Source organism: Enhydrobacter aerosaccus (assembly GCF_900167455.1).
Taxonomy (GTDB): domain Bacteria; phylum Pseudomonadota; class Alphaproteobacteria; order Reyranellales; family Reyranellaceae; genus Reyranella; species Reyranella aerosaccus.
In genome coordinates, this window is sequence record NZ_FUWJ01000017.1 from 17,642 (window position 1) to 30,750 (window position 13,109).

The 13,109-nt window shown below is 63.3% G+C and carries 15 protein-coding genes; 3 read left to right on the forward strand and 12 right to left on the reverse strand.

Features of this window, described 5'->3' with window-relative positions:
• Nucleotides 1–12: 12 nt before the first annotated feature.
• Nucleotides 13–390, reverse strand: coding sequence for a winged helix-turn-helix transcriptional regulator (locus B5D62_RS30630; RefSeq protein ID WP_218191390.1), 378 nt, complete (start codon nucleotides 388–390; stop codon nucleotides 13–15).
• A 145-nt stretch (nucleotides 391–535) separates the two neighbouring features.
• Between B5D62_RS30630 and B5D62_RS30635 the strand changes: the two genes are divergently transcribed.
• Entirely contained in the window at nucleotides 536–1,123 is a 588-nt protein-coding gene (locus B5D62_RS30635) for a flavodoxin family protein (RefSeq protein WP_085937895.1), read from the forward strand.
• A gap of 78 nt (nucleotides 1,124–1,201) precedes the next feature.
• Here B5D62_RS30635 and B5D62_RS30640 read toward each other — a convergent pair whose 3' ends face one another.
• The gene (locus tag B5D62_RS30640; protein ID WP_085937896.1) at nucleotides 1,202–2,779 is read right to left on the reverse strand and encodes an ABC transporter substrate-binding protein; all 1,578 of its coding nucleotides are present in this window, start codon (nucleotides 2,777–2,779) and stop codon (nucleotides 1,202–1,204) included.
• A gap of 71 nt (nucleotides 2,780–2,850) precedes the next feature.
• On the opposite strand from B5D62_RS30640, the gene B5D62_RS30645 reads away from it, so the two are divergent.
• Entirely contained in the window at nucleotides 2,851–3,621 is a 771-nt protein-coding gene (locus B5D62_RS30645; RefSeq protein WP_085937897.1) for a DODA-type extradiol aromatic ring-opening family dioxygenase, read from the forward strand.
• 203 nt (nucleotides 3,622–3,824) lie between these two features.
• On the opposite strand, the gene grxD is transcribed toward B5D62_RS30645, so the two are convergent.
• From grxD to purC, 6 genes are all read right to left on the reverse strand, one after another.
• The gene (grxD, locus tag B5D62_RS30650) at nucleotides 3,825–4,166 is read right to left on the reverse strand and encodes a Grx4 family monothiol glutaredoxin (RefSeq protein ID WP_085937898.1); all 342 of its coding nucleotides are present in this window, start codon (nucleotides 4,164–4,166) and stop codon (nucleotides 3,825–3,827) included.
• 52 nt (nucleotides 4,167–4,218) lie between these two features.
• Nucleotides 4,219–4,455, reverse strand: coding sequence for a BolA/IbaG family iron-sulfur metabolism protein (locus tag B5D62_RS30655; protein WP_085937899.1), 237 nt, complete (start codon nucleotides 4,453–4,455; stop codon nucleotides 4,219–4,221).
• A 17-nt stretch (nucleotides 4,456–4,472) separates the two neighbouring features.
• Nucleotides 4,473–6,713 (reverse strand): phosphoribosylformylglycinamidine synthase subunit PurL, encoded by a 2,241-nt coding sequence (purL, locus tag B5D62_RS30660; protein WP_085937900.1) that lies wholly within the window; start codon nucleotides 6,711–6,713, stop codon nucleotides 4,473–4,475.
• Between the two features lie 10 nt (nucleotides 6,714–6,723).
• Nucleotides 6,724–7,413, reverse strand: coding sequence for a phosphoribosylformylglycinamidine synthase subunit PurQ (gene purQ / locus B5D62_RS30665; RefSeq protein ID WP_085937901.1), 690 nt, complete (start codon nucleotides 7,411–7,413; stop codon nucleotides 6,724–6,726).
• Nucleotides 7,414–7,567: 154 nt separating this feature from the next.
• Complete coding sequence (gene purS, locus B5D62_RS30670) at nucleotides 7,568–7,810, reverse strand: phosphoribosylformylglycinamidine synthase subunit PurS (RefSeq protein ID WP_085937902.1); 243 nt, start codon at nucleotides 7,808–7,810, stop codon at nucleotides 7,568–7,570.
• Between the two features lie 9 nt (nucleotides 7,811–7,819).
• Nucleotides 7,820–8,584, reverse strand: coding sequence for a phosphoribosylaminoimidazolesuccinocarboxamide synthase (purC, locus tag B5D62_RS30675; RefSeq protein ID WP_085937903.1), 765 nt, complete (start codon nucleotides 8,582–8,584; stop codon nucleotides 7,820–7,822).
• Between the two features lie 139 nt (nucleotides 8,585–8,723).
• On the opposite strand from purC, the gene B5D62_RS30680 reads away from it, so the two are divergent.
• Nucleotides 8,724–9,839: a ferritin-like domain-containing protein gene (locus B5D62_RS30680; RefSeq protein WP_085937904.1), complete on the forward strand. Its 1,116-nt coding sequence runs from the start codon at nucleotides 8,724–8,726 to the stop codon at nucleotides 9,837–9,839.
• Between the two features lie 23 nt (nucleotides 9,840–9,862).
• Here the strand turns inward: B5D62_RS30680 and B5D62_RS30685 are convergent, their stop codons facing one another.
• From B5D62_RS30685 to B5D62_RS30700, 4 genes are read right to left on the reverse strand one after another with little or no spacing between them, the layout of a single operon-like run.
• On the reverse strand, nucleotides 9,863–10,567 hold the full coding sequence (locus B5D62_RS30685) for a class I SAM-dependent methyltransferase (RefSeq protein ID WP_085937905.1): 705 nt from the start codon (nucleotides 10,565–10,567) through the stop codon (nucleotides 9,863–9,865).
• Nucleotides 10,567–11,604, reverse strand: a complete 1,038-nt coding sequence (locus B5D62_RS30690; RefSeq protein ID WP_231715000.1) for a glycosyltransferase family 2 protein — start codon at nucleotides 11,602–11,604, stop codon at nucleotides 10,567–10,569. Before B5D62_RS30690 ends, B5D62_RS30685 begins: the two co-directional genes overlap by 1 nt.
• Before the next feature lie 24 nt (nucleotides 11,605–11,628).
• A complete protein-coding gene (locus B5D62_RS30695; RefSeq protein ID WP_085937907.1) occupies nucleotides 11,629–12,162 on the reverse strand; it encodes a carbonic anhydrase in 534 nt (177 codons plus the stop codon).
• Complete coding sequence (locus B5D62_RS30700; protein ID WP_085937908.1) at nucleotides 12,159–13,007, reverse strand: HTD2 family dehydratase; 849 nt, start codon at nucleotides 13,005–13,007, stop codon at nucleotides 12,159–12,161. The genes B5D62_RS30695 and B5D62_RS30700 overlap by 4 nt, the downstream gene beginning before the upstream one ends.
• Nucleotides 13,008–13,109 lie beyond the last annotated feature (102 nt).

Sequence of the window (13,109 nt, forward strand, 5' to 3'; positions counted from 1 at the left end):
CGGTCGCGCTTCCTATTCGGCGGCTTTGAGAGTGCGGGCTGCCGCGTCCTCGGCCTGCCACCGAATCGCCACCTGGGCCAGCTTGTCGAGCGCCTCGTCGAGTTCATGAGCGCGCTTGGTCAGGGAATAGGTGACCTTGGGCGGGATCGTCGCCTCGTAATCGCGCCGCACCAGCCCGGCGCCCTCGAGCGTGCGCAACCGTTCGGTCAGCATCTTGGCGGAAATGCCGCCGACCCGCCGCTTCAACTCGCCGAAACGCTGCGGTCCGAAGGTGCGCAAGTTGTAGACGATGTATGTGGTCCACGGCCCCATCAGCATCCGCAGGATGTAATCCATCGGACAAACGGCGCCGCTTTCCTTGCCATGGTCAGGGGATGAGTTTGCGATCATCGAAAAATCTCGTGGTTACGATTTAGTACCTACTGGCAAAGATATAGTGCGCGTCTTAATTCTTTCCAGTCACTTGGAGTAATCAAATTCCGTAAAGAAACATAAGAACCGTTCTTTACGGGATGTCAAAGGATTGGAGCGTCTTATGAGCAATGTCGCGATCGTTTTTCACTCGGGTTATGGCCATACCAAAGCGCTGGCCGAGGCCGTGGCGGCCGGTGCCGAGCAGGTGGCCGGCACCAAGGTCAGCCTCATTCCTGTTGCCGAGGCCGAGCAGCGCGAGGCCGAGCTCGATGCTGCCGACGCGATCATCTTCGGATCTCCCACCTATATGGGCGGCGTGAGCGCGGACTTCGCCAAGTTCAAGGATTGGACGTCCAAGCGCTGGATGAGCCGGACGTGGCAGGACAAGCTTGCCGCAGGATTTACCGGCTCGGCCTCCTGGAATGGCGACAAGCATAACACGCTCTACCAGTTCGTCACCCTAGCGGCGCAGCACGGGATGATCTGGGTCGGACTAGGCCTGCCGCCGGGCAACAACCACTCGAAGGGCTCGATCGAGGATCTCAATCGCACCGGCGCTTCCATCGGCGCTATGGCCCAGGCCAACGCCGACCAAGGCGTCGAAGGCATTGCGCCCAGCGACTTCAAGACCATGAACGAGCTGGGCAAGCGTGTCGCCCTGGCCGCCGCCCGCTGGACGGCGACCGCCCCGGTCGCCAAGGCGGCCTGAGAGCGGACATGAAAAAGGGATCCTTCCATCGGAAGGATCCCTCTTTCTTCGATGAGCAGGACAGTGTCCCTCGTCGCGCTACTTCTTCTTGCTGATGTTCCAGACCACCGCGACGGGGCCCGGCAGCCAGCCTTCGAGGCGGTCCTTGCGATAGGCGCCGAAGGCCTTGTACTCGCCGATCGGCACGAAGAAGCCCAGCTCCATCACGCGATCGGAGATGGCGTCACCGAGCGCCTTCTGCTTGGCGGGATCCGTCTCGTGGATGAACGCGTCACGCAACTTCTCCATCTCCGCGTCGCACGGCCATCCGAACCACGCCTTGTCGCAGCTTCCGGCGGCGTAGGAATGCGGGCCGGGGTTAGTGGAGTCGAGCGTGATGTTGGTGGTGAAGAAGATGTTCCAGCCACCTTGCGCCGGCGGCTCCTTGCGGGCGCGGCGCGAGACCACGCTCTGCCAGTCCATGTCCATCATGTCGACCTTGAAGCCGGCCTTCTCGAGCTGCTGCTTGGCGACCGGCTGCAGGTTGTTAGACGACTGCAGGTCGGTCTGGCGCAGCATCACGATCGGCGTGCCGTCATAGCCGGACTCCTTCAGGAGCTCGCGCGCCTTGGCAAGATTGGGCTTGATCAGCAGATCGCCGTATTCCTTGCCGAACTGCGTGCCGCAAATGAACGGCGCATTGCAGACCTTGTAGATCTCGGGATCGCCGACCTGGGCGCGCAGCATGTCCTCCTGGGCGAGGGCATACATGGCGGCCTGGCGCGCCTTCACGTTGTTGAAGGGCGGCTGAAGCCAGTTGAATCGCATGATGATCTGGCTGCCCTGCGCGTTCCAGCCGTAGACCTCGATGTTCTTGTCGGCCTTGAGCACCGGGAACAGGTCGGGCGGCGGCAGTTCGATCAGGTCGATCTCGCCCGCGATCAGCGCGTTCATGGCGGTGCTGGGATCAGGCATGGCCAGCCACTCGACCCGGTCGACCTTGGCCACCTTGCCGCCGGCCAGCATGGAGGGCGGCTCGGAGCGCGGCTTGTATTTCGGGTTCTTCACGAACACCAGCTTGTCGCCGGGCTTCCATTCGTCCTGCTTGAAGATGAAAGGACCGGAGCCGGTGAAGTCGGTGATCTGCTTGAACGGATCGGTCTCTGCCACGCGCTTCGGCATCATGAACGGAACATTGGACGACACCTTGCTCAGCGCATCGAGCACGAATCCGAATTCGCGCTTCAGCACGATGGCGAAGGTCTTTTCGTCGATGACCTTGATCTCGGCGGTGTCCTTCATCATCAGCTGGCCGTAGGAATCGCGGGCGGCCCAGCGCTTGATCGAGGCGACGCAATCCTCGGCGGTGACCGGCGTGCCGTCGCTCCACACCAGGCCGTCACGCAGCACGATCGTGTAGGTGAGCTTGTCGTCGGAGACCGTGTAATGGTCCGCCATTTCCGGCTGGATGTTCAGGTTGGCGTCCTTGGCGAACAGGACGTCGTAGATCATGTAACCGAAGTTGCGGGTGATGAGCGCCGTGGTCCAGATCGGGTCGAGGACCTTGATGTCGGCGTGAGGGACCATGCGCAGGGTGGTTTGAGCGGCCGCTGGCTGCCCTATAAATCCGCATATGGCGATCAGAAGCAGCGCCCATTTGCTGCGCAGAGAGATCATTTAACGTCCTTTCAATTGGCCTATCGGCTAATTGCACACAAACTGCCATGTGAGCTGTGAGGAATAAAGCAATGTCGATGCCTACTGTCTTCGTGTCGCACGGTGCGCCGACCCTGATCCTCGAGGATCGCCCGGCGCGCGCCTTCCTCACCACGCTGGGCGAGCTCTTTCCGCGGCCCAAGGCGATCATCGCCGTCTCCGCGCACTGGACGACGGAGCGACCGGCTGTCTCGACCAATGCCCGACCGGAGACGATTCACGATTTCTACGGATTTCCCGAGGCCCTTTATCGCTTGCACTACGACGCCGCCGGCGCCCCGGAACTTGCCGAACGCGTGGCTGCCCTGACAGGGGCGGTCGCCGATCCGGCTTATGGGCTCGATCACGGCGCCTGGGTGCCCGCCATGCTGGGCTGGCCCAAGGCCGACATCCCGATCTTCCAACTCTCGGTACAGCCCTATCGCTCGCCGGGCGACCATATCGCGTTGGGGCGCAAGCTTGCGTCGCTGCGGGACGAGGGCGTGCTGGTGATGGGCAGCGGCAGCGCCACCCACAATCTGCATCGCCTCGTGCGTGGACAGCCGGGCGCTACGCCAGCACCGGAATCCTGGGCCAAACAGTTCGACGACTGGCTCGCGCAGACTCTGGAGAAGGGCGACGAAGGGGCTTTGGCCGATTACCGTCGGCTAGCCCCCTATGCGGAGGAGGCCCATCCCACAGACGAGCACTTCCTGCCGCTGCATGTTGCCTTTGGCGCTGCAGGACCGGGTGCACACGGCAAAGCGCTGCACCGCAGTTTCACGCTGGGGAATCTTTCGATGGCGGCCTACGCCTTCTCATAGGAGCGCGCCACTAAAGCGCGGGCTTGCCCGCGCGGAGTGGCGCTCATGCGCATGATGCGCCACTGGAGTGGCGCGCTCCCATGAAATCGGAAAAGAAAAGACGCGGCCTAGGCCGCGTCTTCGATACTCTGTAAGACTTCACGCGACGGGTTCCCGCGCTCCGCTGCGCGAAGCACTACCGCCCGCTGCTCATCGCGACCGCGCTACGCGGCGTCCGCGAGAGCGACGCCCTTGTCCTTGAGGAGCTGCTCGAGTTCGCCGGTCTCGTACATCTCGCGCACGATGTCGCAGCCGCCGACGAATTCACCCTTCACATAGAGCTGGGGAATGGTCGGCCACTGGCTGAATTCCTTGATGCCCTGCCGCAGGTCGTCGTCGACAAGGATGTTGATGCCATGGAATTTGACGCCGAGCGTGCTCAGCACGTCGACCACAGCGGCCGAGAAGCCGCATTGCGGGAAGACCGGCGTGCCCTTCATGAAGAGCAGGACGTCGTTCTTGGCGATCTCGCCGCGGATACGCTCGAACACTTGGGGTTCGCTCATGTCTGTCTCCTGAAACGCAGAAGGGTCCCGATTTGATGGAAATATAGGGCGGTCAGGGGCGCTGCGCCATGGTGGTAAGCTTCAGGGCATGGAGAACGCCGCCCATGCGGCCGCCCAGCGCCGTGTAGACCATCTGGTGCTGCTGCACCTTGGATTTGCCGACAAAGGTCTGGGAAATGACCGTAGCAGCGTAGTGGTCTCCATCTCCGGCCAGGTCCTGGATCTCGACCTCGGCGTCGGGGATGCCCTGCTTGATCAGGCGGACGATGTCGTCAGCTGCCATCGGCATTGCTTGATTTTCCTCTGTTATTCGACCGCGTTCATATAGGTCGGCAGCCATGCTTCGTGTGCCGCCCTTATGTCGGCGATCGGCAGCGACACGAGACCTTTCACGATCAGCGACGGACCGCCGGAGTAGCCCAGCAATACTGCCGGGATCCCGGCCGACTCGGCCGCCGAGAGCACTTCCTGTGGCCGGCCGGAAGCGATGAGATAGCGCGCTTGATCCTCGCCATACAAAAACGCGTGCGACGGCACATCGCCGAGCGCCAGGGTGACGTCCACGCCAGTACCGCCGGCGATGCACATCTCCGCCAGACCGACGAGCAAGCCGCCGTCACTGAGATCGTGGCAGGCCGAAACCCGGCCGGCGTCGATCTGGGCGCGGACGAAATCGCCATTGCGCCGCTCGATCGCAAGATCGACTGGCGGGGGGGCGCCTTCCTCCCGGCTACAGGCTTCACGGAGATAGAGCGACTGGCCGAGCCAACCCTTGGTCTCTCCAACCAGGACGATGCCGAGGCCATCCTGGGTCAGGCGTGAGCCCACCGCCTTGTTGATATCCTTGATCACGCCGACGGCGCCGATGGTCGGCGTCGGCAGGATCGGTCGGCCCTCGGTCTCGTTGTAGAGCGAGACATTGCCCGACACGACGGGGAAGTCGAGGGTGGAACAGGCTTCGGTCATGCCCATGATGGCACCGGCGAACTGCCCCATGATCTCGGGCTTCTGCGGATTGCCGAAGTTCATGTTGTCGGTCACCGCGAGCGGCGTGGCGCCGGTGGCCGTGATGTTGCGCCAGGCCTCGGCGACGGCCTGTCGGCCGCCGGTCTCGGGATGGGCCTGGACATAGCGCGGGGTACAGTCGGACGTCATGGCCAGCCCTTTCTGGCCGCCGGCGACGCGGACCAGGGCGGCATCGCCATCTTGCGGGCGGATCGCCGTATTGCCCATGATCAGATGATCGTACTGGTGCCAGATCCAGGCCTTGCTGGCGAGATCCGGGCAGCTCATCAGGGCAAGCAGGGACGCATTCCAATCCTTCGGCGCCGGCACCTGCCGGGCGTCCAGGACGGGCGGCAGCGGGGTCAGGGTCCACGGCCGCTCGTACATCGGCGCCTCGGTGACCAGGGGCGGGATCGGGATATTGCCGACCACATCGCCATGCCAGGTGAGCACCATGCGCTCGGTGTCGGTCAGGCGGCCGATGACCGCGAAATCGAGTTCCCACTTCTCGAAGATCTTGCGGGCCAGTTCTTCGCGGCCAGGCTTCAGCACGATCAGCATGCGCTCCTGGCTCTCGGACAGCATGAGTTCGTAGGGGTTCATGCCGGTCTCGCGCATCGGTACCTTGTCGAGCTCGACGATGACGCCCAGGCCGCCCTTGGCCGCCATCTCGAACGAGGAGGAAGTGAGGCCGGCCGCGCCCATATCCTGGATGGCGACAATGGCATCGGTCGCCATCAGCTCCAGGCAGGCCTCGAGCAGCAGCTTCTCCACGAACGGGTCGCCGACCTGCACGGTCGGCCGCTTGCTCTCGCTGTCCTCGCTGAATTCCGTCGACGACATGGTGGCGCCATGAATGCCATCGCGGCCGGTCTTGGAGCCGACATAGACCAGCGGATTGCCGACGCCTGCCGCCGCCGCATAGAAGATGCGGTCCGTCGGCGCGATGCCGACGGTCATGGCATTGACCAGGATGTTGCCGTTGTAGGCGGCATGGAAGTTGGTCTCGCCGCCGACGGTCGGGATGCCCATGCAATTGCCGTAGCCGCCGATGCCCGCGACGACGCCGGACACCAGATGGCGCGTCTTGGGATGGCTGGGATCGCCGAAGCGCAGCGCATTCAGATTGGCGATGGGCCGCGCGCCCATGGTGAACACATCGCGCAGGATGCCACCCACGCCGGTCGCCGCGCCCTGATAGGGTTCGATGTAAGAGGGGTGGTTGTGGCTCTCCATCTTGAAGATAGCCGCCTGGCCGTCGCCGATATCGATGACACCGGCATTCTCGCCCGGCCCCTGGATCACCCAGGGCGCCTTGGTCGGCAGCTTCTTCAGCCACACCTTGGAGGATTTGTAGGAGCAGTGCTCGCTCCACATCGCCGAAAAGATGCCCAATTCCACCATGGTCGGCGTGCGGCCCATGATCTTGAGCAGGCGCTCGTATTCGTCCGGCGCCAGGCCATGCTCGGCCACGATCTGCGGCGTGATCTGGGGTTCGTTGGGAAGCTTTACCGGCGGGTTCTTTTCAGCAGCGATCGTCACGACATTTTACTCACGAAAGGGCTTCGACGATGCCTTCGAACAGCGCCTTGCCGTCGGTGCCGCCGAACATCGGCTCGATGGCGTTCTCGGGGTGAGGCATCAGCCCCAACACCGTCTTCGTCTCGTTGAAGATGCCGGCGATATTGTTGATCGAGCCGTTGGGGTTGCCGGTTCCGTCGACGGCGCCATCCGGACTGCAGTAGCGGAAGGCGATCTGGCCGCGATCCTCGAGCCGCTTCAGCGTCTCGGCATCGGCGAAATAATTGCCCTCGGCGTGGGCCACGGGGACCTTGATCACCTGGCCCGCCTGATAGCGGTTGGTGAACAGGCTCTGGCTCGTCTCGACCTTCAGATGGACGTCGCTGCAGACGAATTTCAGGTTCTCGTTGCGCATCAGCACGCCTGGCAGCAGGCCAGCCTCGGCGACGATCTGGAAGCCGTTGCAGATGCCCAGCACCGGCACGCCTTGCGCCGCGCGCCGCTTGACCTCGGCCATGACCGGTGACTGCGCCGCCATGGCGCCGCAGCGCAGATAGTCGCCGTAGGAGAAACCGCCCGGCACCACGATCAGATCGGTCTTTTCGAAGTCGCCGTCGCCGTGCCAGACCATGGTCGGCTTGCGGCCCGTCACCAGTTCGAGCGCCTGCGCGACGTCGCCCTCGCGATTGGAGCCGGGGAAGACGAGGATTGCTGCTTTCATGGCAGGCAGTCCTTAGCCGTTGCCCACCCTTCGAGACGCGGTCCTGCGGACCGCTCCTCAGGGTGAGGTGTGTTCTGGAACGTCCTCATCCTGAGGAACTGCGCGGAGCGCGGCGTCTCGAAGGATGGGCTGCAGGCGAGGCGGTGCTTGGCCATCAGCCCACCAATTCGATCGAGTAGTTCTCGATCACCGTATTGGCCAGCAGCTTGCGGCACATCTCGTCGAGGCGGGCCCGGGCCTTCGCCGCGTCGGTTTCGGCCAGCTCCAGCTCGATGAACTTGCCCTGGCGGACGTCGCCGACCTCGGGAAAGCCGAGGCGGTTCAGCGAGTGACCGATGGCCTTGCCCTGCGGGTCGAGCACACCGTTCTTGAGGGTTACGTGGACTCTGGCTTTCATCTCGCCTCTTTATTGCAGCGTTGTGGGCCCGCGTACGTCGCCGGGGCCCTGATCGATCAGGATGCCGAGCCGCCGGGCCACCTCCTGGTAGGCCTCCTCGACCTTGCCGAGGTCGCGGCGGAAACGATCCTTGTCCAGCTTTTCGTTGGTCCTCAGATCCCAAAGCCGGCACGAATCCGGGCTGATTTCGTCGGCCAGCACGATGCGGACCATGTCGTCCTCATATAGGCGGCCGAACTCGATCTTGAAGTCGATCAGCTTGATCCCGCAGCCCAGGAACAGGCCGAACAGGAAGTCGTTGATCCGGAGCGTGAGCGCCACGATGTCGTCGAGATCCTGCGGGCTCGCCCAGCCGAAGGCGGTGATATGCTCTTCCGTCACCATCGGATCGCCCAGCGTGTCGTTCTTGTAGAAGAATTCCATGATGGAGCGCGGCAGCTGGGTGCCTTCCTCGAGGCCGAAACGCTTGGCGAACGAGCCGGCTGCGACATTTCGGACCACGACCTCCAGGGGAATGATCTCGACCTGGCGGATGAGCTGCTCGCGCATGTTCAGGCGGCGGATGAAGTGGGTCGGGACCCCGATCTCCCCCAATTTGGTCATCAGGAACTCGGAGATCCGGTTGTTGATCACCCCTTTCCCGGTGATGGTGCCTTTTTTCTGGTTGTTGAAGGCCGTGGCGTCGTCCTTGAAGTACTGGACGATCGTCCCGGGCTCTGGCCCCTCGAACAAGGTCTTGGCCTTGCCCTCGTAAATGCGGCGGCGGCGGGACATCTGTTACTCCTGTGCAGGCGGCCGCAGCCACCCGCGCTTGGGCCGGAATATGGCGGAAACCCCATGCGCCCGGGATGGGGAAAAATCCATTGAAAAAGGTGACGTGTCCGTCATATTGACTAGCATTGGGAGGCCCCACATGGCCCAACAAATCACTTACGACAAGGCCTATGACGCGGTCGCCCCCGGCGACTTTGCCGCGATGCTGGAAGTGCCGCGTTATGGACGGCGGACTGACGCCTTCGACGGCATCATTTCGGCCACACACGACCATTTCTGGGACCCCCTCGACAAGCAGTACATCGATTTCGATGAACCGTTCGACATGGCGAGCATCCCGATCATGCCGCTGGACAATGTCATCGAGCTGAAAAGCGCGGTGGCGGACCGGCTGGACGAGGGCCAGAAGATCCAGCTCGCGAACGACGTCATCCACTGGTCGGTCTCGAACCTGCTTCACGGCGAGCAGGGGGCGCTGTCGCTCTCGGCCAGCCTGTGCCATGTGCTGCTGGACCCCGGTGCGCAGGAATATGCCGCCAACCAGGCCCGCGAGGAGGCCCGGCACGTAACCGGCTTCACGCGCTACATCGCCAAGCGCTGGGGCGCTCCCCTCCCGGTCGGCAAGACCATTGCCACGGTTCTGGGCGATCTCGTCGGCACCGGCGAGGTCTACAAGAAGATCGTCGGCATGCAGATGCTGATCGAAGGGCTGGCAATGGGCTCCTTCGCGACGTTCAACGCTAGGACCAACGATCCGGTGCTGCGCCGGCTGGTGCAGCTGGTGATGAGCGACGAGGCGTTCCATCATCGCTTCGGCCGGCTCTGGGCCGCCAAGACCATCCGCTATCTGAGCCCGGATGAGCATCGCAAGGTCGAGGACTGGTCGGCGCAACTGTTCCAGATGCTGCTGTTCAACCTCATCAACGCCGAGCAGAAGCAGGTCATCTACGCCAAGTATGGGCTCGATTGGCAATGGGTTCGCGACGCGGTGAAGGAGGTCTTCAGCGACGAGGATCGGCGCGCCCAGCTCAAGGACGGCACCAACATCTTCCGGGTGCTGATCAAGACGCTGCTGCATGCCGGCATCATCACCCAGCGCACCGCGCCGCTCTATGGCGTGTGGGTCGACATGGAGGAGCTCAAGGCCGAAGGCGAGGGGATTCCCGGCGACGTCGTCGCCGATGAGATGCTCGTCGTGCTGCGCGAGATCAATGCCCGGCGCCGCCGCATTGGCGGCAAGGCGACGGTGGCTTGATCGCTCCGCCTGCGGTGGTGGATCTAGGGCTTTCTCGCCAGCACGAAGGCCGACAGGCCCGCCAACCGGTTGAACGGGAGTAGCGGCAGCTCCGCCTTGCAGACGGCCGTCAGAAGGGCGTTGGTCACGGCGCCGTGCCTCGTCAGGCTGCTTTTCGGCGTCGTGTCGTGTCGCGTGGCAAGGCGGACGGCGGCGGCCAACGGGAAGATGAAGCCGAAGTAATAGGCGCCGCGCACGACGGTCAGTCCCGCCTTGCGCATCGTCTCCTCGATTTCGCCCAGGCGATAGCGGCGGCAGTGATCGAGGAACACGTCGTGGCCGCTCCACAGGAACTGGAAGGCGGGCACAGTCACCAGGAAATGGGCGCCGCTCGGCACCTTGGCCGCGTAATGACGAACGAGGCCGCTGTCGTCCTTCACATGCTCGAGCACATCCATCATCAGGACGAGGTCGCAATCGGTGGGACCGCAGTCGCGGCGAAACAGCATGGGCTTGCCCGCCACTGTCTCTTCCCGGTTTCGGTCGTAGCCGACGTCGACGCACAATGCGCTCTCGCCGCCCCCTTCGGTCAGCAGATGGCGGGAAAAGAATCCGGATCCCGCACCCACATCCAGGATCCGCCGCGGCTTCAGTCCTTTGACGACCTGCCGAAGGGCGGCGGCTTTGGATCGGTAGTACCAATGGCGGGCGATATCATCGCCCAGGATATCCTCTTCCTTGAGATCCATCAGTCCTGGCGCGGTTGCGGCCCGCCCTCTTCGTAGACACCCTCGACGACATAGATCGGTCGACCTTTGACCTCGAGGAACAGGCGGCCAAGATACTCGCCGATGATGCCGAGTGATAGAAGCTGGATCGCCCCCATCAGCAGTACCGCGATCAGCAGCGAGGCATAGCCTGGCGTATCGATGCCGAAGATCAGGACGCGTGTGACGATGAAAAGGGCGTAGAGCACGGCGACCGTGGCGATCACGACGCCGACATAGAACCAGGCGCGCAACGGGACGGTCGAGAAGCTGACCACGCCGTCGAGGGCGAAGTTCCAAAGCCGCCAGAGGTTGAACTTGCTGGAGCCGGCCGCGCGCTGCGGCCGTTCATACGGTACGCCGACAGCGTTGAAGCCAACCCAGGCGAACAGTCCTTTCATGAAGCGATTGCGCTCGGGCAGCTGACGCAGCACCTCGATGGCGCGGCGGTCGACCAGGCGGAAGTCGCCGACATTCTCCGGGATCCGGACCGGCGACATGGAATTGAACACCCGATAGAACCAGCTCGCCGAAAGGCGCTTGGCGGCCGTATCCCAGGTGCGAGCCGATCGCACGCCGTAGACGATGTCGTAGCCCTCGCGCCAACGGGCGATGAAGGGCTCGATCAGCTCCGGCGGATCCTGCAGGTCGATATCCATGGGGATCAGCACGTCGCCGCGCGCATGATCGATCCCAGCCGTGAGGGCCGCTTCCTTCCCGAAGTTGCGCGACAGGTTGACGATCCGGATACGGTGATCGCGGGTGCTGCTATTGAACAGCCGGGCGAGCGTCTCGTCGCGCGAGCCGTCGTTGACGAAAACGATCTCGAACCGGAGCCGATCGCGCTCCAGCAGGGGCACGACCTGCTCCAGGAAGATGTCGATCGACTCTTCCTCGTTGAATACGGGGACCACGAGCGAGAGAAGCGGATCGGCCGGCCGCCGCGCCTTTTGCGCGGCGAGCTGTCGTTCTAGCGCGCCCATGGAAGCGGTGGAGACGGGTAGGGACTGGTCGGGCACGCGCCCAGTCTACACCATTGGCGCTCAGGTCACGACTTCGACAGTACCGTCGAGCGCCATGATCCCCATGTTGACCGCGAGATTGGGATAACGCTGGCCGACCCCGGCCTTGAACGCCCGCAAAGCCTCGGTCTGCTTGGCCGTTTCCAGCGCCTTGTCGGTCCGCAACGCCTCGCCATAGGCCACGAACGCGGCGCCGCAATCGCGGTGGGTGAGCGCCACCACGCGGCTGATCCGATGCAGCTGGACCGTGATGTCGAGATTGTCCCAGAAGGTCTTCTGCCAGGCGGCGAAGGCCGGTGCGACGATGCCGATCGGGCCGCCCGCGATGCTGAACTGGCTGTAGTGATCCTTCATGCCGTTGGCGGCCATGTAGACGAAGGAGCTCGTCGTGAAACGCGGATCGATGCAATTCACCAACATCGCTTCGTAATTCGGATACTGCGCGAGCACAGGAAACGCTGCGGTGATCGCGCCGGCGAAGCCGAGACCGAGAAGGCCGCGACGCGACAGGCGAGCGACGCAGCCACAGCCGGCGTGATGGACATGCTCCTTCATTTAAACGTGACCTTTCCTTGTTGGGAGAGACCGCCTTTATCGTTGGCGATCCAGGTTGTGACGGAGCCATCGGCTTCGCGGCGGGCGCCGACTGTGAGCGGTGCATCCGCAAACACCGGCGACAGCGCACGGAACTCGAAGCTCGCCGGGACCTTCACTGAGTTAGATCGGCGTGCCAACTCCAATTGAAGCATACCTAGGAGCGGTCCGTGCACGATCAGGCCGGGATAGCCTTCAACCCCAGTGACGTAAGGGTGATCGTAGTGAATGCGATGGCCGTTGAAGGTCAGGGCCGAGAAGCGGAACAGCAGAACCGGATCGGCCATGATCGTCTTCGACCACGTCGCATCGCTTGGTGCTGGCTTGGGAATACGAGCCTGTTCTCCGGCCTTGGGCGCTTCGCGATAGACGATGTCGTGTTCTTCGGTGAAGGCGTGACCGCGCGGACCGGAAATCGTGTGCAGCACGGTGACGAACACCATGTTCCCGGTCGAGCCGGTCTTGGGCTCGACCGACTTGATCTCGGATTTGCGCGTAGCGGTATCGCCGATCGCCAGCGGTGTTCCATCGAAGCGGAAGCGGCTGCCCGCCCACATGCGGCGCGGCAGGGGAACCGGTGGCAGGAAGTCCCCTCGCTCGGCATGGCCATCGTTGCCGAGCTTCGATCTTGGGGCGGCGTCGAGAAAGTAGAGCCAGTGCCAGAGAGGCGGCAGTGGGTCACCGTTGCGGGGCGGCGGATCCGTCTCGTCCAGGGTGGCAATCAGCGCCCGAGCCGGCCAGGGGGCAATAAGATCTTCCGCTGACTGGCTTCTTCCGACCCAATTCCGCAGGTTTTCCAGCGACATTCGTCCGTTTCCTCCAAAAGGCCGGCGACTTTGCCACCGTCAACACGGGGTGGAAAGCCGGAGCGGCCATGGCTATAACCCGCCGCAATCTGGGGCTGATGG